Origin of the sequence: Pseudomonas sp. C 49-2, assembly GCF_003970195.1 — a bacterium.
GTDB lineage: Bacteria > Pseudomonadota > Gammaproteobacteria > Pseudomonadales > Pseudomonadaceae > Aquipseudomonas > Aquipseudomonas canadensis.
The window spans coordinates 1-17,069 of the sequence record NZ_RXYG01000012.1; the positions used below are offsets into that span (position 1 = coordinate 1).

The 17,069-nt window shown below is 60.3% G+C and carries 13 protein-coding genes; 4 read left to right on the plus strand and 9 right to left on the minus strand.

Features of this window, described 5'->3' with window-relative positions; all coding sequences use genetic code 11:
• Window positions 1-201: 201 nt before the first annotated feature.
• From EJ576_RS22295 to tssB, 9 genes are all read right to left on the minus strand, one after another.
• Window positions 202-714 (minus strand): Hcp family type VI secretion system effector, encoded by a 513-nt coding sequence (locus EJ576_RS22295; protein ID WP_126571125.1) that lies wholly within the window; start codon window positions 712-714, stop codon window positions 202-204.
• Window positions 715-819: 105 nt separating this feature from the next.
• Entirely contained in the window at window positions 820-1,665 is an 846-nt protein-coding gene (gene icmH, locus EJ576_RS22300; RefSeq protein ID WP_126571126.1) for a type IVB secretion system protein IcmH/DotU, read from the minus strand.
• Window positions 1,658-3,004 (minus strand): type VI secretion system baseplate subunit TssK, encoded by a 1,347-nt coding sequence (gene tssK / locus EJ576_RS22305; RefSeq protein WP_126571127.1) that lies wholly within the window; start codon window positions 3,002-3,004, stop codon window positions 1,658-1,660. The genes icmH and tssK overlap by 8 nt, the downstream gene beginning before the upstream one ends.
• Before the next feature lie 37 nt (window positions 3,005-3,041).
• Entirely contained in the window at window positions 3,042-4,394 is a 1,353-nt protein-coding gene (tssJ, locus tag EJ576_RS22310) for a type VI secretion system lipoprotein TssJ (RefSeq protein ID WP_126571128.1), read from the minus strand.
• Window positions 4,391-5,413, minus strand: coding sequence for a type VI secretion system baseplate subunit TssG (gene tssG, locus EJ576_RS22315; RefSeq protein WP_126571129.1), 1,023 nt, complete (start codon window positions 5,411-5,413; stop codon window positions 4,391-4,393). The genes tssJ and tssG overlap by 4 nt, the downstream gene beginning before the upstream one ends.
• The gene (tssF, locus tag EJ576_RS22320) at window positions 5,377-7,143 is read right to left on the minus strand and encodes a type VI secretion system baseplate subunit TssF (protein WP_126571130.1); all 1,767 of its coding nucleotides are present in this window, start codon (window positions 7,141-7,143) and stop codon (window positions 5,377-5,379) included. The genes tssG and tssF overlap by 37 nt, the downstream gene beginning before the upstream one ends.
• Window positions 7,144-7,150: 7 nt before the next feature.
• Entirely contained in the window at window positions 7,151-7,564 is a 414-nt protein-coding gene (tssE, locus tag EJ576_RS22325; protein WP_126571131.1) for a type VI secretion system baseplate subunit TssE, read from the minus strand.
• Window positions 7,565-9,037: a type VI secretion system contractile sheath large subunit gene (tssC, locus tag EJ576_RS22330; protein WP_126571204.1), complete on the minus strand. Its 1,473-nt coding sequence runs from the start codon at window positions 9,035-9,037 to the stop codon at window positions 7,565-7,567.
• 37 nt (window positions 9,038-9,074) lie between these two features.
• Window positions 9,075-9,578, minus strand: a complete 504-nt coding sequence (gene tssB / locus EJ576_RS22335; protein WP_126571132.1) for a type VI secretion system contractile sheath small subunit — start codon at window positions 9,576-9,578, stop codon at window positions 9,075-9,077.
• Between the two features lie 335 nt (window positions 9,579-9,913).
• Here tssB and vasI point away from each other — a divergent pair, with 335 nt between their 5' ends.
• From vasI to EJ576_RS22355, 4 genes are all read left to right on the plus strand, one after another.
• Window positions 9,914-10,576, plus strand: coding sequence for a type VI secretion system-associated protein VasI (gene vasI, locus EJ576_RS22340; protein WP_256656635.1), 663 nt, complete (start codon window positions 9,914-9,916; stop codon window positions 10,574-10,576).
• The gene (gene tssA, locus EJ576_RS22345) at window positions 10,564-12,000 is read left to right on the plus strand and encodes a type VI secretion system protein TssA (protein WP_126571133.1); all 1,437 of its coding nucleotides are present in this window, start codon (window positions 10,564-10,566) and stop codon (window positions 11,998-12,000) included. The genes vasI and tssA overlap by 13 nt, the downstream gene beginning before the upstream one ends.
• A 9-nt stretch (window positions 12,001-12,009) precedes the next feature.
• Window positions 12,010-15,633, plus strand: coding sequence for a type VI secretion system membrane subunit TssM (tssM, locus tag EJ576_RS22350; RefSeq protein ID WP_126571134.1), 3,624 nt, complete (start codon window positions 12,010-12,012; stop codon window positions 15,631-15,633).
• Window positions 15,634-15,717: 84 nt separating this feature from the next.
• On the plus strand, window positions 15,718-17,067 hold the full coding sequence (locus EJ576_RS22355) for a hypothetical protein (protein ID WP_126571135.1): 1,350 nt from the start codon (window positions 15,718-15,720) through the stop codon (window positions 17,065-17,067).
• Window positions 17,068-17,069 lie beyond the last annotated feature (2 nt).

Sequence of the window (17,069 nt, forward strand, 5' to 3'; positions counted from 1 at the left end):
TCAAGTTTGAAGGGCTGCGAGAGGCCTTCTTCGAGGGTGAACGAGACCACTTCGAAGGGATCGCCCCGCAGCGGTTCGAATGTGTAACGCAGGTCGCTTTGACGGGGCATGAAACCTCCTTGTGGTGAATGAGGGTCAGTTGATCAATCAGTGGGCACTGAACATTCCGCCGCCTGTGCGGCGGAACGTTCCGGTTGGCGACTAAGCCGGTTTACGCCAGTCGTCCGAAGCTTCGGTACCGGCCACCACATGGCTCCAACTGACCTTGCGATAAGCCAGGCTGGTCTTGATCAACTGGGTGTAGTTGGCGTTGTCGGTGTCCTGAGCGTGGGGCAGCACGGTGTGGATCTCGACGACAGTGGCGTCTTCGAGCTTGGTGGTGAAGAAGTGCTCCTGTTTGCCATCCCCCGAAGTGCGGAACCATTTGACTTCGACGGTCGGCAGCATTTCGCCGGTGGCCAGGGCCTGGTAGAGCATGGGTGAGGCTTTGCTCAGGGCGCTGGTGAAGACCAGCGGTTTATGTACGCGCTGACCTGCGGGTTGACCGCTTTGCGGATCGGTAGGCGTAGTGATCTGATGGTCGATTTCCTGTGCAAGGATTTCGTCCTCGTGACCTTCCACAAAGACGTTGCCCACCGACTCAGCGGTGAACGCGCCCTTGGTGATATGGCCCTGGTTTTTGCCGTGGATGCTGATATACGCGGGTGTTGGCATGACAAGCTCCTTGTCGCGATTAAATGAACGACCTCTTGGGGTCGCGGGTTATGGCCGATACAGCCATGGCTTTGCAGGCGCTCGGATGAGCGCGCTGAAAAACGGTTACAGGTGAAGAACCCTCTCCAGGGACGCCAGCACTTCCTGAGAGATGGCGTTCAGGCGGATCGTGTAGATCGTGTAGGCGACCGTCAGCACGACGGCGGCCAGGGCCCAAGGCGTCCACAGCGGCCAGGCGCGTTTGATCCGGTAATTGCGCGGCGCGACGTTTTTCAGCGGGTCGGTCAGGCGCTTGGGCGTCTCGCCGCGCAGCGGGCGCAACAGGCCGTGCAGTTGGTCGATGATCTTTTGTATTTCGTCATCGCCCTTAACATGAGTGCCGTATTTGCCCTTGAGGCCGGAGATTAGGCACTGGTACATGAACTCCAGCACATGCTGATACCTGGCGGCTTCGGGGATCATGTTGTTCATTACGGTGAAGAACTTTTCGCCGCCTTGGGTTTCCCCGTGGAACTGGCTGAGCAACGAGCGTTCGTTCCAACTGGAAAGCCGGCCCCAGGTGGTGCGCATGACCACCTCGTCAATCAACAGGCACAGGCTGTAGGAGTAGGCCTTGAGCATGCCGGCGTCGTAATCGAGCTGACTGACTTCTTCCATGATCGTGGTGATCTGGTTGCTGACGCTTTTGTACAGGGCGGGCACGTCGTCGTGGCTGTCCAGACGGCGTAGACGAATGACCAGGCCGATCAGCGGCGTGGCGGCATCGCATAGCGGGTTCCAGGCCACGCCGCGCATGTCGAACTCAGGGTCGGCGAGCAGCACGGGCGGCTGTGGCTTGGCCTGCTCCTCAACGGGGTCCGGTTCTTTGCTGCCGGTCGCCTGTTGCAAATAACTCAAGAGCCGATTGTTGTCCGCAGGTGGCGTGGTATCGGTGGGCGTTGCTTCATTCATCTCTCTCACTCCTGATCGCCCAGAACTGCAACTCCAGCTCCGGGAATTCGCCGGCAATATGGAAACCGAACCCGCTGCCACTGCTCAGGGTTTGCCAGGCAGGGTGATGGCGGTCGAGTTCGAAGTAGCTGAAGCCGGCATGGAACGGCAGGTGTCGTGGCGCCACCGGCAGCGGCCGCAGTGGAATGCCCGGCAGTTGCAGGCTGACCAGTTGCTCCAGTCCTTCGGTGGAGCTGATCTTGATCTGCCGGGGCAGTTGCTGACGCAGGGTCTCGGCGGGCAGTTCGGCGCGCACGGCGAGGATGAATTCGGCGTTGTCCAGCAGGCGCTTGTCGTTCAATGCGGCGGTACGTACCCCGTATTGCTGAACGACGATCGGCAACGACACCGCACGCGGTTGCAGTACCGTGCCCAAGGCGCGGCGCAGGGTGTGCTCCAGCATCTGGAACGACTCGCTCAGGTTGTCGTGCTGGTAGGCCGGGTATTCCTGGGGCAGGTGGCCTTCGTCGGTAAAGGTCACCAGTTCACCGCAGGCTTGCGCCAGCGCGATGTACAGCCGCTCGGGGTGAACCTGACGTTGGCGGGCCAGGTGCTGGAACAGCGGGAACAAGCGGTTGAGGGTTTGCAGCAGGTTGAAGTCGGTGACGTCAGCCACCCCCGACTGCCCCGGTGAGCCGATGCGTTGAGCCAGGTTCTTGGCGCGCTCGCGCATCAGCCCGGCGACTTCACCCAGGTAGCGATGCAACGCTGGCACCGCTTGCAGGGACAGGCTGGTGGGGTAGAAGTGTTCGTCCATCACCAGGCTGCCATCCGGGCGTTTGTCTTTGATTCTGCCCAGGGCGATGCCGGTAAAGGCGCTGCGGTCGCTACGTTCAAGCATCAATTGCAGGTTGGGCACGGCCAGGTCCATGCCCACCTGATCGCCGTCATCGCTGTGGGTATCGCGGATTTCTTCGCGGCGGGCGATGTAGCGGCTGTTGCCGTACTGGTCGGGCCAGCGCACTTCGAGGGCGCCGTTGGAGCGCAGCGGCAGGGTCAGGTAGACGATCTGGCCGACCGCGCTGCTGTCAGCGATCTCCAGCGGGGAGGGCGGTGCCAGGTCGTGGGGAATATCAAAGACGCTGCCGTCGGGCATGATCCCGCGTGCCCGGGTAATGGCGATTTTGCCGAAGCTCAGGTATTCGTCGTTCAACGCCAGCTCGCTGAAGCCATAGAGCGCGTCGTTCAGGCTGTGCACGCGCTGATGCACAGACGCTTCGGCGGCGCGGGCCTGTTGCTGAAAGTGCTGGGGTTTGACGAACAAACCTTCATGCCAGATGACGGGGTTGCGTGAACTCATCGGTGATTACTCGGGGCAAAAGCGGCTGAAAAAGGCGTCATCGGGTTTCTCCTTTGAGGCTGACCTGGGCGGCGTCCAACTGCACCAGCACTGCGTACTGGCGGCCCTTGGGCTCGACGCGAAGGCGCTGTTTCCACTGGCCGACATCGGTGTTGTGGTAGTTGGCAATCACCGCGATAAAGCGGGTATCTTCATCCAGGGCGCGCAGGTCGACGAACTTGAATTGGCCGGGGTTGAGCAGGTAGTCGTCGGCGCGGATGTAGGTGCTGCCCAGGGTCTTTTTCAGGTCGTCGGCCATGGCTTGTGGGCTGGCGTTGACCAGCAGCGAGTCGTCGGTCAACTGCAAAACTTTGAAGGCGATCGGCGTGGCAACGTGCTGCAGCGCCGGGTTGCCCCATGGCGTAGTCAGGCTGACACCCTGGGCGTCGTAGTCGCCCAGCAGCGTGTCTTCGAGGGGCGACATCGGCACCACGGGCGCCGGCTCCAAGGTCAGCAACGACTGGGCCGGTACGTTTTCGTAAAGGTGGTTGAGCAGGGTTTGCACTTTGTCGGTCAGTGCCTGCGGGTTGCTCGCCTGAACGTTGAGGGTGTAGGGCGCGCGGCCCGCGTCTTCATCCAGTGCCGTGCCGGTGCTGGCCAGGCGTGGGTTGACGTCGTCGCTGGCGTACAGGCTCAGGGAGTAGCTGCTGGGCTGGTCGTCGGGGCCGCCGACCGGGATCGATGGGGTCCAGATCACCTGGCCGATCTTGCCGAGCATGGTGCAGCCGCCGAGGGTGAGGCAGGCGAGCAATAAGGTGCCCAGGCGCAGGTTGCTGAATAGAGTGCTGGGACGTTTTGGAACCATTGGGCGAACTTCAGACGGCTGCTTTTTTGAAGACGGCGCTGCTTCCAGTGCTCGCAGCGGATCGCCTTGCTCCGCTAACTCCACGGGTTGGCAAAGGCGCTCGAACTCCGGGCAAGCGACTGGTCGTCTATCCGCCGGTGGCCTACTCTGTAGGTCTTCCTGGTGCCACACGTGCATGCCTTCAGGGTGGTCGCCGAGCAGCTCATCGAGCGAACGCTGCCCTGGGGCGTGCTCGCCCAACTGCACCGCGACCTGATAGGCACCAATCTGCAATCGATCACCGTCGTTGAGGCTTATCGCAACATGGCGCTCAAGTGGCAGATCGTGACCGTTGACGTAGGTTCTACCGCTGCGGTCGATCAAGCAGAAACGCCCTTCGACGACGCGGATGTCGCAGTGGTTGGGGCGTACGCTGTTGTGGCGATCTTCCAGGCGCCAGTCCACCGCAGCACTGCCGATGCTGCCGCCCTGGGGGCCAAACCGGTGAAGGGGCAAATACCCGTGCAGCAACTGCGCAGGGTTATTGATGACCAAGGTCAGCTTCATGCGCGCCCCCGAATCCGCACCACGGCGGGATGACGTTGTTCTTGATGTTCGATAAAGCTGGTCCAGCCCAGGTGGGTGCCGCTGGCGCGTTGCAGGTTGAACGGCGGTACATCTTCTTCGCGTAGCCCCAGTTCCAGGTCGTAGGCGGTGGTATCGCGCAGCAGAAAATCCATCAACTGGCGCAGCCGCCCGAACTGATCGCCGCTGGGCAAAAACTGCCGAAAGCGCGCCTGGGTCAGGTTGGGAATGACGAGGGTGAACTTGCTGGCGCGGGTCTTGCTGCGGTCACCCACCACGAAATCGCTTCCGAGAACACCGTTGATTTTGCCAAGTAACAGGCGCTGGCGTTGGTCCAAACTCACCGAGCGCGCCTCGAATTCACGGATATGCACGCCTTGCAGGTCGAAGCAATGCTCCACAATGCCGGACACCACCGAGGGCGAGCGGCTGCGGCTGGCGATCAAGCCAGCAAAACTCAGCAATCGACCCCATGGCAGCGGCGTCGCACCGCGAAGGTCGTTGTCGTTCAGGCCGACCATGGAGAATACGTAACGCGAAAAGCGGTCGTTGGCCTCGGCCTGGAAGCGAACGTAGTAGCGGTACTTGCGCCAACTGGTGTGCAGCAGGGTCAGCAAGCGATGGTTGAAAAAATCCATGAACGCCGGACGAATCCCGCGCTCCTGGGCCTGCTCGTAAGCCAGGCGGTCCAGGTAATAGCCGGGCAGCGGCGAGTCGGTGCCGTGCAAACCAAAGAAACTGGTCTGCAAGCGATAGCGCACTTCTTCACAATCCTCCTCAAGTCGTGCCGCCTCGACCACGTCGGAGGCCGGAAAGCCCAACCCCGCGTGGCTTTGCAGGCGCACACGGCGGCGCGCCGCCGTATTCAAGGGCTGCGCTTCCAGGTCATCGCCGTGCAAGGCGTGCAGATGCTCCAGCAGACGGTGAAACGAGTAGTTTCGCGCGTCGGCCAGCAGCACATCGGCTAGATCACGGGTTGTCTGCCGGTCAACAGTGGCCATTCGTAGCGCTCGTTGTTAGTGGTATTGATCACTTCCAGGCGATGGAAGGAGTTGATGCTCGCGTACAGCGCGAAGAAGTGCGAAAGCACACTGGCAAACAGGTACAACTCGCCCTCGCAGAGAAAGGCGTTCTGGTCCAGTTGCAGATGGGTCTGCACGCCACGTACCGGCAGCCCCTTCATCAGCCAATCGATGGGGGTGGTCACGGCATCCTGGATACCGTTGAGGCGCTTGCGCGTGGCGCGAGCCTGTTGCAGGTCGTGCAAGGCGGCGAAGTCATAGGCGCGGATCACCGCCTTGAGCGGCTCGGCCGACAGCAACGACAGGTAGTTCAGTGATAGGTTGGAAATCAGCGTCCAGTGCAGGCTGCTGTCCAGTACCGGCCGATAGCTGCGCGTCGGTGCAATCAGGTTGGTGTAGGTGGCAAACGACGGCGTGACTTCGGTAGACAGCGACACATCGCCCACACCCAGCAACTGCGGCAGATCGCGATTGGTGCAGGTCAGTTCGATGGACGCTGCTTCATGCTCGCCGATGTACAAGCTCTCATCGCCACGCACGAAGGCGATGCGATGACGCAGGCCCTCGCGGCCGTGGGATTCCTCGATATGCGTGCGGAAATACAGTGCCGTGCGGCCCCGTGCGTGCTCAATCTCATGCTGGAACGATTCGAACGGGGTAAAACGTCGCAGAGGATCGCCCTTGCGCTCCTTGTCGGCGGCATCCCAACCGGCCACGTTATCGACACTGAAAATCTCGTAAGCCTCGGGCTGGCTGCCGCTGGGGCTGATACGCCGTTCCAGGCTGCGCCCGTCCAGCGCGATAGGGTTGGCATCGTGACGGAACAGGTTGACGGCCGGCGCACAGTACAGGTGCAGGTCGCTGGTGCGCAGGCGGATGTCGGGCGGCATGGGCCGGGTGAACTGAAATTCAAAACGCAGGGTGGGGGTGCTGACATCCGGCCAAATACGCGCCAGACGGGTCAGGCTGAAAAAGTGGAAACGCTGCGGGAACACAAAGTATTCCTGCAGGATCCGGTAGCCATCGAACACATTGCGTGGGTAGGGCAGCAGTGCTTCTTCGGCGGTAAAGCCGGGGAAGCCAATGTCCTTGGCCGACAGGCGATAGCTTTGACCGTTGATGTGCAGCGTAACGCTGTCCAGGTAATGGGCAAGCCACAGGTACAAGGTCAGCGCCGTGGCGTTATCCCCGCCCAGATGAAAATCCAGCTGGTCGCAGGCCATGCTGGTCAGTGGCTGCTCCGTCAGCACCTTGAGGTCGATGCGCAGTGTCGAGGCCTCACGACTGTGAGCGTCGCTGACTTCCTGTAAGGCCAACGGGTACAGGTTGACGTCGGTGCAGGTGCGAAACTGGCAGGACACGGCATTCACCGGTTTGGCAAACAGTGGCGTGCCCTTGGGAATCACCTGGCGCTGGCTGATCGCATCGGGCAGCGGTGTAAAGCGAATGATGGTCGCGCTGGGCAACGGCCGCAGGTAGTTGGGCCAGAGCATCTGCAACAGCGGATGGGTCAGCTCCGGCAAGTCGTCGTCGATCTTCATCCCGAGCTTGGCGGTGAGGAAGGCAAAGCCCTCCAGCAGGCGCTCCACGTCCGGGTCGCCGGCCTGATCGCCGAGAAACTGCGCCAGTTGCGGGTTGTCCTCGGCAAACTCGCGGCCGAGTTCGCGCAGGTAGCGCAACTCCTCGGCAAAGCGTTGTTTCAAGTCCATCGCATCCTCATCTCACGCGGGTGTAGCCGTCGCGGCCATGCATGGCCACCTCGATCTGCACCTGTTCTTCCTTGTGATTGACCTGCACCTGGCAATCCAGGCGAAAGTTCAGCTCCAGCGGCAGGTCCGGGTCGGGCTGAAAGCGCACGCCCGTGACCTTGATGCGCGGTTCAAACGCCTCCACCGAGCGCCGGATATCGGCGCTGATGGCCACCACCAAGTCACTGCTGGCCTGGGTGACGCCGTTGAAATCGCGCAGGCCCAGTTCAGGGCTGCTTTGCGAGCAGCCCTGGCGTGAGTTGAGCACCTGTTCCAGGTGGCGTTTGATCGCCTCGACACGCTGGCGCGCCTGTTCATCCGCGCTGCCGGGGCGGTAGCGCGGTGCGTCGGGCTCCAGGCGTTCAAACAGGCTGGCGCCCACTTATTGAGTATCCAGCCGACCGACCAGTGAGATCTCGAAGTTGGCGCCCATGTACTTGAAGTGCGGGCGCACCGCCAGCGACACCTGGTACCAGCCTGGATTGCCTTCCACGTCCTGCACCACGACTTTTGCGGCGCGCAAGGGGCGACGGCTGCGCACGTCGGACGAAGGGTTTTCCTGGTCGGCGATGTACTGCTTGAGCCAGTCGTTCAGCTCGCGCTCCAGGTCCTGGCGTTCCTTCCAACTGCCGATCTGTTCGCGTTGCAGTACCTTGATGTAGTGGGCCAGGCGATTGACGATAAACAGGTACGGCAACTGGGTGCCGAGCTTGTAGTTGGTCTGGGCTTCCTGGCCTTCGCGGGTCTTGGGGAAGTTTTTTGGTTTCTGCACTGAATTGGCGGAGAAGAACGCCGCGTTGTCGCTGTCCTTGCGCATGGTCAGCGGGATGAACCCGGCTTCGGCCAGCTCGAATTCCTTGCGGTCGGAAATCAGCACTTCGGTAGGAATCTTGGCCTGCAATTGGCCGAGGGATTCATACAGGTGCACCGGTAAATCATCCACCGCGCCTCCGGATTGCGGGCCGATGATGTTCGGGCACCAGCGGTAGCGGGCGAAGCTGTCGGTGATGCGCGAAGCCATCAGGAATGCCGTGTTGCCCCACAGGTAATTGTCGTGGTTGCCGTCGACGGTTTCGTCGTAGCCGAAGCTGCGCGTTGAATTGTCGTCGGTGCTATAGGGCGGGCGCAGCAAGAAACGCGGTAGGGTCAGGGCCAGGTGGCGGGCGTCTTCGGATTCGCGCAGGCTGCGCCATTTGGTGTGGCGTGGGCCTTCGAAAATGTCGCTGACCTCCTTGAGGTCGGGCAGACCCTGGAAGCCTTCGAGGTTGAACAGTTCAGGCCCGGCCGCCGACACAAACGGCGCATGGGACATGGCGCCGATGGAGGCGACATAGCTGAGCAATTTGATGTCCGGCGAGCTGGGGCCAAAGGTGTAGTTGCCGACGATGGCGCCCACCGGTTCGCCGCCAAACTGGCCATAGCCGGCGGTGTAGACGTGCTTGTACAAGCCGCTGCGGGTGATGTCGCCGGCGTTGTCGAAGTCGTCCAGCAGTTCTTCCTTGGTGACGTGCAGCATTTCCAGCTTGATGTTCTCGCGAAAATCCGTGCGATCCACCAGCAGCTTCAGCCCGCGCCAGGCCGATTCCAGTTGCTGGAACTGCGGCTGATGCAGGATCACGTCCATCTGCTTACCCAGGGCTCGGTCGATTTCAGCAATCATCTGGTCGACGCGGTGCTTGTTGACCGGCTGCTGGTGATCGCCGCTTTGCAGGATTTCGCTGATGAACGCGGCCACGCCCTGGCGGGCGACGGCATAGCCTTCCTGGGAGGGGCGGATGGTGGTGTTGGCCAGCAGTTGATCGAGCAACGACGGCGGTTCGTCAGCCACCAATACTTGGGCGGCGGCGCTTTCCATAGGCATGGGGAGTACTCCGTTGAGAAGGGCGTTCAAGTCAGTTGTTGGGCGCGTCGAGCACCAGGTTCAGCTCACTGGCCAGGCGTTGACGGGCGGTTTCATCAGTCAGCAGGTTTTGCAGGTGTTTACGAAAGGCCGGGACATTGCCCATCGGACCCTTGAGCGCAACTAAGGCTTCGCGCAGTTCCAGCAACTTGTTCAACTCCGGTACTTGGCGGGCGACCGCATCGGGGCCGAAGTCATTGATATTTTTGAATTGAAGTTGCACGTTCAAGTCGGTGTCTTGGTCGTTGTTCAGAACAGACGGTACCGCCATGTCCAGAGCAACTTCTGCTTTGGTCAGTATTTCGTTGAAAGTGTCTTTATCTATTCGAACGGATTGCCGGTCTTCAAGGGCGGTTAGTTCGCCGTGGCCTTTGAAGTCACCGGTAATCAACAGCTTTAAGGGCAGCTCTACTTCTGCTTGTTGATCACCTGTGGCCGGTACGTACTTGATGTTGACGCGTTCTTTGGGGGCGACAGAACCATGAGTTTTCGACATGGGAAAAATCCTTTTCGTAAGGTCGGCGTATTAGAACCAGCTGTTGCAAGGTTTGTCTTGTAGGACGATATGGACGCGATTCGTGGGTATTGGATGTAGGAAATTACCGCTAGGAGGGTGTTTCTATTTTTCCTACGAGTTTTATAGATGCATCTGAGAGATGCTTCTTTTTATTCATTTTTTGGCGGTGTGTTGTTCATTTTTTACTTGCCTGATTCATTGAGTTCAGGTGACGCTCGTGAAGTTGTGAATGCAACTTTCTGGCTGAGCAACGTTAGTTTGAAAGTTGAAAAATATCCGGTTCGGATTTCGGTGAGGCATATCAGGAGGCGTTGATGCGCGACGGATGGCGAGGATGGAAATGGGCGTTCTGCTTGACGGTTGTGGCGGTAATGGACGCGCAGGCAGCAACTCAGAATTGCCCTGCCATCGTCTCGCCCTTGAAGCGCCTGGAATGTTTTGATTTAGCCGCCGGTACACCTGTCCATCACACACCGGCGCCGCCACGTGCACTTGGCCGGGTATTGCCGATTGTCGATTTAGTCCAGCGCAATGAGGCCAAGCGTCCGCCCGAGGATCAGCGTTTCCTGTTGTCGTCATTCCCGGAGCCGGACAACGAGCAGCAACACCGTCTGGTGATCTCCGCCCCAGCCCTGGGCGCGTTGCCGCCTCGACCTTACCTGGCCATCAGTTGTGAATCGAAAATCTCCCGCCTGCAACTGGTGCTGGATGAACCAGCCAAGCCCAACAAGATTCGCATCCAGCTGTTCAAGGACGAGCGACCGGTTTCCAAGGCCTACCAGTGGCAGGTCTTGGACGACGCTGGTCTGGTGGTGGATGCCGGGCGCGGGCTGCAAGCGATTGCCTTGTTGCGCAATATGGGCGGCGGCCAGCGCCTAAGGCTGGAGAGTGATTATCCCCGGTTGGACGGCTTGGTCTTTGACGCCGAAGGGCTGGGTGAACTGATCGAGCAGGAGCGCCAAGCATGTCGCTGGTAATTGACGTGCCGGCGGACACCGTCAAGCTGCTGCTGACCCCCATCGACCCCGAGCAACCCGCTGGCCATTTCGATGTGGAGGACGAAACCTATCAGGCCATCGACCAGGAAATGGTCAAGCTCGGCGGCCTGCGTGAAAGTGACATCGACTGGCCGTATATCGACGAAGCCTCCCGCCAATACCTGGCGACCCAGTGCAAGCACTGGCGCGTCGTCGCTCACCTGCAGGTGGTATGGCTGCGCACCCGCCAATGGGCGCGCTGGGCCGATGCCCTGAGTTTGCTGGCCGGCATGGTCGAACTGTATTGGGACAGTGCCTACCCCAAGCCCGGTCCCACCGGCTACCTCAACAAACGCAAGCAAGTGCAGCGCCTGCTGGGCGAGCTTGGGCAGGTGTTGCCGACCCTGGAACGCAGCAGTTTTGAACCGGCCTATCAAGCTGCGGCGGAACTGGCCCTGGCCAATCTGCAACGTTGTGCCGAAAGCGCCAAGCTTGACCCTGCCCCGTTGGACGCGTTGCAACGCCAGTTGGACAAATACAGCGAGCCCGTCGTTGCCACCGAGCCAGCCCGTGCGGCCACCTCCGGCAGCGTGCTGGAGTCAGCCTTTTTCAGCAGTCCCAAACCGCAAGCGCCGAGCAATGAGCGTGAACAGCGCCGCGCCGTGTTGAACATGGCCGAGCAGATCAATCAGCAAGACCCCTACGACCCCACCGGCTACCAGCTGCGACGTTTCGGCCTGTGGTCGCATTTGCGCACCGCGCCTCCCATCACCCGCGACCGTCGCACCGAATTGACCGCCGTGCCCAAGGATATCGTCGACGGCTATCAGGACGCGCTGAACCACAACGCCATTGAGCCGAACCTGCTGCTGCGGCTCGAAAAAAGCGTCTGCGCCTCGCCGTACTGGCTGCGCGGCAGTTACCTGGCTGCCCAGGTCGCCTCGCGCCTGGCGATGGAGGAAGTGGCCGGCGCCATCCGCCAGACCTGCGAACGGTTCGTCTGCCGCCTGCCCGCGCTGCTGGAGCTGTGTTTCAGCGACGGCACGCCGTTCGTGGATGCACAAACCCAGGCATGGATCACCGGCGCCGATCAGGCGCAAACCACCGGCAGCCCGGTGCAGGAATACGCCGGCTTGCGTGACGAATTGGCCACCCAGCTCAACACCGAAGGCGTCGAAGTGGTGCTGCTGCGCCTGCAGGACCTGCACGCTACCCATGACGCCCCGCGCCAGCGCAGCTACGCCACGGTGATTGCCGCCGACCTGCTGGCATCGCGTGGCCTGTCGTGGCTGGCGGACGACCTGTACGCCAGCGTCGCGCGGCTGATGCGCGAGACCACGGCGCAGGGGTGGGAGCCGGAGTTGTACCGGAAAGTGGCGCAACCCATCGACGACAGTCATTTGATCAAAGCGGTTAAGGAGTAGGAGCGATTTATGGGGATGGTCTGGGGTTACCTCAAACGCTGGGGCCTGCCGGTGCTGCGTCAGTTCAATCAAGCGGTGCCGGTACTGGTGCTGCTGGGCGTGGTGTTTTTGTTGATCGCCATCTGGTGGCTGGGCCCGCAGTGGACCTGGCGCGAGCATCAGCCGCTGAGTGAACTGGCGATGCGCATCTCGGCCAGTGTCGTGGTGCTGGTGGTGCCGCTGCTGATCTGGGCGTGGCGAGTGCGCAATCGTTACCAGCGTCTGCAGGTTGAACGTCAGCATGAGGCCGCGGTGCAAGCCGACCCTTGTCTGCCCTATATCGAGGCACAGGAACGGGCACTGGACCGTAGCCTGGGTAATTTGCTGAACAATATGGAGCGCCGCCGTTCGCTGTATCAACTGCCGTGGTACCTGGTACTCGGTGAGGAAAATGCCGGCAAGACCAGCCTGATCACGCGCTCCAACCAGAGTTTTGCCTTGTCCCATGTGACCAGGGCCGGGGTCAGGGCCCATCAGGAAGAGCAACTTGCTTATCCGGTGGACTGGTGGATCGGTGACGAGGCGGTATTGATTGATCCGCCGGGCGAGTTTCTCAGCCATCCGGAGCCAACCAGTGACGATGCTGCGCAGCCGGGGGCCGTGCAGGGCAAGGTCAAACCGGTACTGCCCGCCGGCACTCACCCGCGCCTTTGGTCGCACCTGCTCGACTGGCTGACGCGCAACCGCAGCCGTCGAGCATTGAACGGCGTGGTGCTGGTGATTGATGTACAGGCCTTGCTGGCGCAACGTCCCGAACAGCGCAAAGCCCACGCCAACCTGCTGCGCACCCGGTTGTTTGAGCTGACGCGACAGTCGGGTACGCGCTTGCCGGTATACGTGACGCTGAGCAAGTTCGACCTGCTGGAAGGTTTTGAAGAATTCTTCGCCCGGTTATCGCGCAGTGGACGCGAAGACCTGCTGGGCTTCACTTTCAGCCTGGACGCCGTGGATGATTTTGATGCCTGGCTGGCGGAACTGACGCGCCAATACCAAACCTTTGTCGCCTGCCTGACCGAGCAGGTTTTCAACAGCACCAGGGAGTCGCGCGCATTGGAAGAGTGTGATCGCTTGCAGGCGCTGATGCATCAGATGGCGGGCTTGCGCCCGGCCCTGTTCGGCTTCCTCAGCGAAATGCTCGGCAGCGATCGTTTCACTACCCCGGCGTTGGTGCGTGGGCTGTATTTCTCCTCGGTCTTGCAGCAAGGCACCCTGAGCAATGCCTTCGTCAAAGAAGCAGGGCAAGCCTATCAACTGCCGCCACCACCACCCGAAGTCAAACCCACTGGTGGCACGGCCATCTACTTTGCCCAGCAACTGTTCCAGCGCGTGATCTACCCCGAAGCGGGCCTGGCGGGTGACAACATCAAGGTGGCCCGCAGCAAGCGCCGATTGCTGATCGCCGGGTTCAGCGTCGCCTCCTTGGGCTGTCTGGTGGTCATCGGCACCTGGCAGTTTTACTTCAATATCAACCGCGACAAGGCGGCCAGCGTGTTGGCCAAGAGTCAGGAGTTCAGCGAGCGGGACATCGACGCCAAGGTCGACCCCACCGGGCGCAACCTGTTGCTGCCCCTGGACCAGATCCGTGATGCGGTGCTGGTGTACGGCGACTACCGTGAGGCGTGGCCGTTGCTGTCGGATATGGGGTTGTACCAGGGGAGGGCGATTGGCCCTACCGTGGATGAGGCCTATCTAAATCTATTGTCCAAACGCTTCCTGCCGGCGATTGCCAGCGGTGTATTGGATGCAATCAACGCCGCGCCCGCCGGTAGCAATCAGCAACTGGCGGCCCTGCGCGTGTACCGCATGCTCGAAGAACGGCAAAACCGCCGCCCGGCCATCGTCGAAGAATGGGTTGCCAAGCAATGGCAGCGCGCCTATCCAGGCCAGGGCCAACTGCAGGCTGATTTGATGGGGCACCTGGGCTACGCGCTGAAATACGCCGACGCCGATTTGCCGCACTACCGTGAGCGCATTGCCCAGGTGCAGCAGCAACTGCGGCAGTTGCCCATGGCCGAACGGGTCTATATGAGCCTGCAACAGGATGCCCTGGAGCGCTTGCATCGCCCGCTGGATCTGCGCAATGAGGTCGGTCCGGCGTTCGATATCGTCTACCGTCCGCTGAACACCGACCAAGAGGGCAGCGGCTTGCTGTTGGCGCCGCTGCTTACCGCCAAGGGTTTCAAGGACTACTTCGAGCCCGGCACCGAGGGCATCATCGAACTGGCCATGATCGACCAGTGGGTGCTCGGCGAACGCCAACGCCTGGACTATTCCGACGAAGACCGCAAAGTGCTGACCCAACGGATCCGCGCCCTGTACAGCGCCGACTACGTGGACAGCTGGCGACGTGCACTGAATCAGTTCGCGGTCACCGACTTCGATGACCTCAGCCACGGCGTGGCGGTGCTGGAACAAGTCACCGGCCCGGCCGCCCCCTTGCGGCGCCTGCTGGAAACCCTGCGCGACAACAGCGTGATCTACCCGTCGGTGCCCTTGGCCGAAGGGCAAGCGCCGCTCTCGCTGGACAAGGTCTCGGACGGCCAACAACAAGCCGCCGGCATCCGGCGCGCGTTCTCCAGCCTGGCGGAACTGATCACTGCGCGAGGCGAGCAGCCTTCCTATTACGAAGAAACCCTGCGCTCGGTCAGCGCCGTCTACGACTACGCCAAAGCCGTGCACGACAACCCCGACCCCGGCAAGGCAGCGCTGAAAACCGTACTCAACCGCTTCTCCCTGGAGGGTGCCGACCCGATCGCCAACCTGCAACGCGTTGCTGTGGGCCTGCCCGAACCGCTGAACCAGCAGGTCAAAAAGCTAGCCGACCAGACCTCACAGGTACTGGTGATCGCCGCCTTGCGCGAACTGGAAAAACGCTGGGACAGTGAAATCTACAGCTTCTACCGCGACCGCCTGGCAGGCCGTTACCCTTTCAAGGCCAGCGGCGAGGACGCCTCGCTGGAAGACTTCGAAGCCTTCTTCGGCCCACAAGGGCGTCTGCAACAGTTCCACGATCAATACCTGAACGTGTTCCTCAAGGACAACCTCGACGCCCTGTACTCCGACAGCCTCGGCGGCTACCTGGTGCGCAGCGACGTGCTGGAACAGCTGAAAAAGGTCGAGCGCATCCGGGACACCTTCTTCAACCATCGCGGCCACCTGGCCGTGCAACTCACCATCGAACCCCTGGCCCTGAGCGCCACCCGCCTGAGCAGCATGCTCAGCGTCGACGGCCAACTGATCCCCTACCAGCATGGAGCGCCGCAACGCACGGGACTGGTGTGGCCCAACAGCCTGGGCAACACCAATGGCAGCCAGCTCACGCTGGTGCACAGCACCGGCAACACCGCCAGCATGAGCTATCGCGGGCCGTGGTCGTTGTTCCGGCTGCTCAGTCGCGGGCACCTCAATGGAAGAACCGACACCAGCGTGGACCTGACCTTTGCCGTTGCCGATGGGTTGATGCGTTATCGGATTGGGGCGGAGAAGGCCAACAACCCGATTACTCAGCGCAGCTTTGAAGGGTTTGTGTTGCCGAGGACATTGCTGGAGGAACGGCGGGGAAAAAGGGCCGCGGACAGAGTGACTCAACGCTGAGAAAGCGTTAGGGACACAAGGCAAGATCTGAATTATTCAGCCAATGCTGAGTAAAAAATCACGAGTAAAATTAGGACCCACTAGATGGCAATCAAGCTACAAATATTGACCGAAGACCCAAAAGAAATTGAGTTGATCGAGCGTTACTGGGCAATGGATGACTCTGGGGGATTCCTTGAGAAAGTGAGTGCACTGAGTGATGTACTGGAAATGCCTCAGGGCGTCACGCTTGCTGGCTTCATACGTCAACGTTGCAGGGCGTTTGATGAAAACCAGATCTGTCCTCAGTGTGAAGAGCGGGTTGAAATTCGAAGCCGGTCCGAAGTGAAGAAGGCGCCACTGCGCTCTACTAAAGTTTGCATTAGCTGTCAGGAGGATCTGGATGCGATAGCACGGGAGGCTGAAAAAGTGAAAGCGGTAGAGCTTGAAAAGCGTCTCGCAGAGTATGCCCGCAGGCAGGCCTCGAACGTCGCGGATTATGCTGAGATTTCGGATAGTCAGGTGCTGCTTTTATTGGCGTTGGATAGGGCGGTTACACCGAGGCTGACCAATGGTGGTTTTACGGTAGGTGATTGTAGGGGGCTGGCGCCTTGGTATGTCAGTGATTTTGTGAGTCAACTGCGAGACACAGGTCTGATTCTTGAAGATCCCAATAAAGCAAAGCCTGGCACCTACTATTGGAAGGGGGATGAAATTTGGTCCAAGACTGCGCAGGTGGTCTATCTTTTGGCGCCAGGTACTACAGTGGGGGATGGGAAAGAGGTAGTCCGTACTCTGTCGCAGAGGGTGTACACCGATGCAGAGGGGGTCTTCAGTCTATGGCTTGATTATTCTGTAGCTGATGTCATGTGTTATATGAGTGACCAGTGCCACCGGTACAACCATGAACTCGATGAGCAAGAGTGGGATGAGATCAAAAGCACCCTGCGCTCAGCAATGGAAACCTTCAGTGTTTCTCAGCTCTGGTTCGTAGCATGGAAGGTCGTGAAAGACGCCGCCAGCTTAGCTAACCATCAATACTACAACCGCGCGAAAGCAGCAGCGACTATTCCCGGAAAGATCAGGCGGTACTTGGAGAAGGTTCGACGCGAATCGCTTGAACTCAAATCCTGGAGTCGTCCGGAGCAGCACCCTGCGGGCACCTTGGGGATGTTGTTTGACGATGTATTTGGAGTGGATGAAGACACCAGCGGATTAACCGCGATCTCTCGTATCGCCAAATTGACGGGTCAAGAGTGTGCATTAAGTGTCGAAGCCGAGCTTTGCACACCAGTACGAGAGTTGATGACTAATGCGTTGGCGCTTGATGTCGGGCCTTCCGTCATGCTTCGCTTCGCGGAACTGATACTTGCCGGTCATGACGTGGGTGTTGCAGTCAAGGAAGTCGGTGGCTCCCTTAAAACATGGACGCCGGAGGCTGGGGCTGCTAACTGATG

What these genes read in the sequence shown, in the direction of transcription:
- EJ576_RS22295 (WP_126571125.1), bottom strand. Translation starts at nt 714, where the DNA reads ATGCCAACACCCGCGTATATCAGCATCCACGGCAAAAACCAGGGCCAT.
- icmH (WP_126571126.1), bottom strand. Translation starts at nt 1,665, where the DNA reads ATGAATGAAGCAACGCCCACCGATACCACGCCACCTGCGGACAACAAT.
- tssK (WP_126571127.1), bottom strand. Translation starts at nt 3,004, where the DNA reads ATGAGTTCACGCAACCCCGTCATCTGGCATGAAGGTTTGTTCGTCAAA.
- tssJ (WP_126571128.1), bottom strand. Translation starts at nt 4,394, where the DNA reads ATGAAGCTGACCTTGGTCATCAATAACCCTGCGCAGTTGCTGCACGGG.
- tssG (WP_126571129.1), bottom strand. Translation starts at nt 5,413, where the DNA reads ATGGCCACTGTTGACCGGCAGACAACCCGTGATCTAGCCGATGTGCTG.
- tssF (WP_126571130.1), bottom strand. Translation starts at nt 7,143, where the DNA reads ATGGACTTGAAACAACGCTTTGCCGAGGAGTTGCGCTACCTGCGCGAA.
- tssC (WP_126571204.1), bottom strand. Translation starts at nt 9,037, where the DNA reads ATGGAAAGCGCCGCCGCCCAAGTATTGGTGGCTGACGAACCGCCGTCG.
- tssB (WP_126571132.1), bottom strand. Translation starts at nt 9,578, where the DNA reads ATGTCGAAAACTCATGGTTCTGTCGCCCCCAAAGAACGCGTCAACATC.
- vasI (WP_256656635.1), top strand. Translation starts at nt 9,914, where the DNA reads ATGCGCGACGGATGGCGAGGATGGAAATGGGCGTTCTGCTTGACGGTT.
- tssA (WP_126571133.1), top strand. Translation starts at nt 10,564, where the DNA reads ATGTCGCTGGTAATTGACGTGCCGGCGGACACCGTCAAGCTGCTGCTG.
- tssM (WP_126571134.1), top strand. Translation starts at nt 12,010, where the DNA reads ATGGGGATGGTCTGGGGTTACCTCAAACGCTGGGGCCTGCCGGTGCTG.
- EJ576_RS22355 (WP_126571135.1), top strand. Translation starts at nt 15,718, where the DNA reads ATGGCAATCAAGCTACAAATATTGACCGAAGACCCAAAAGAAATTGAG.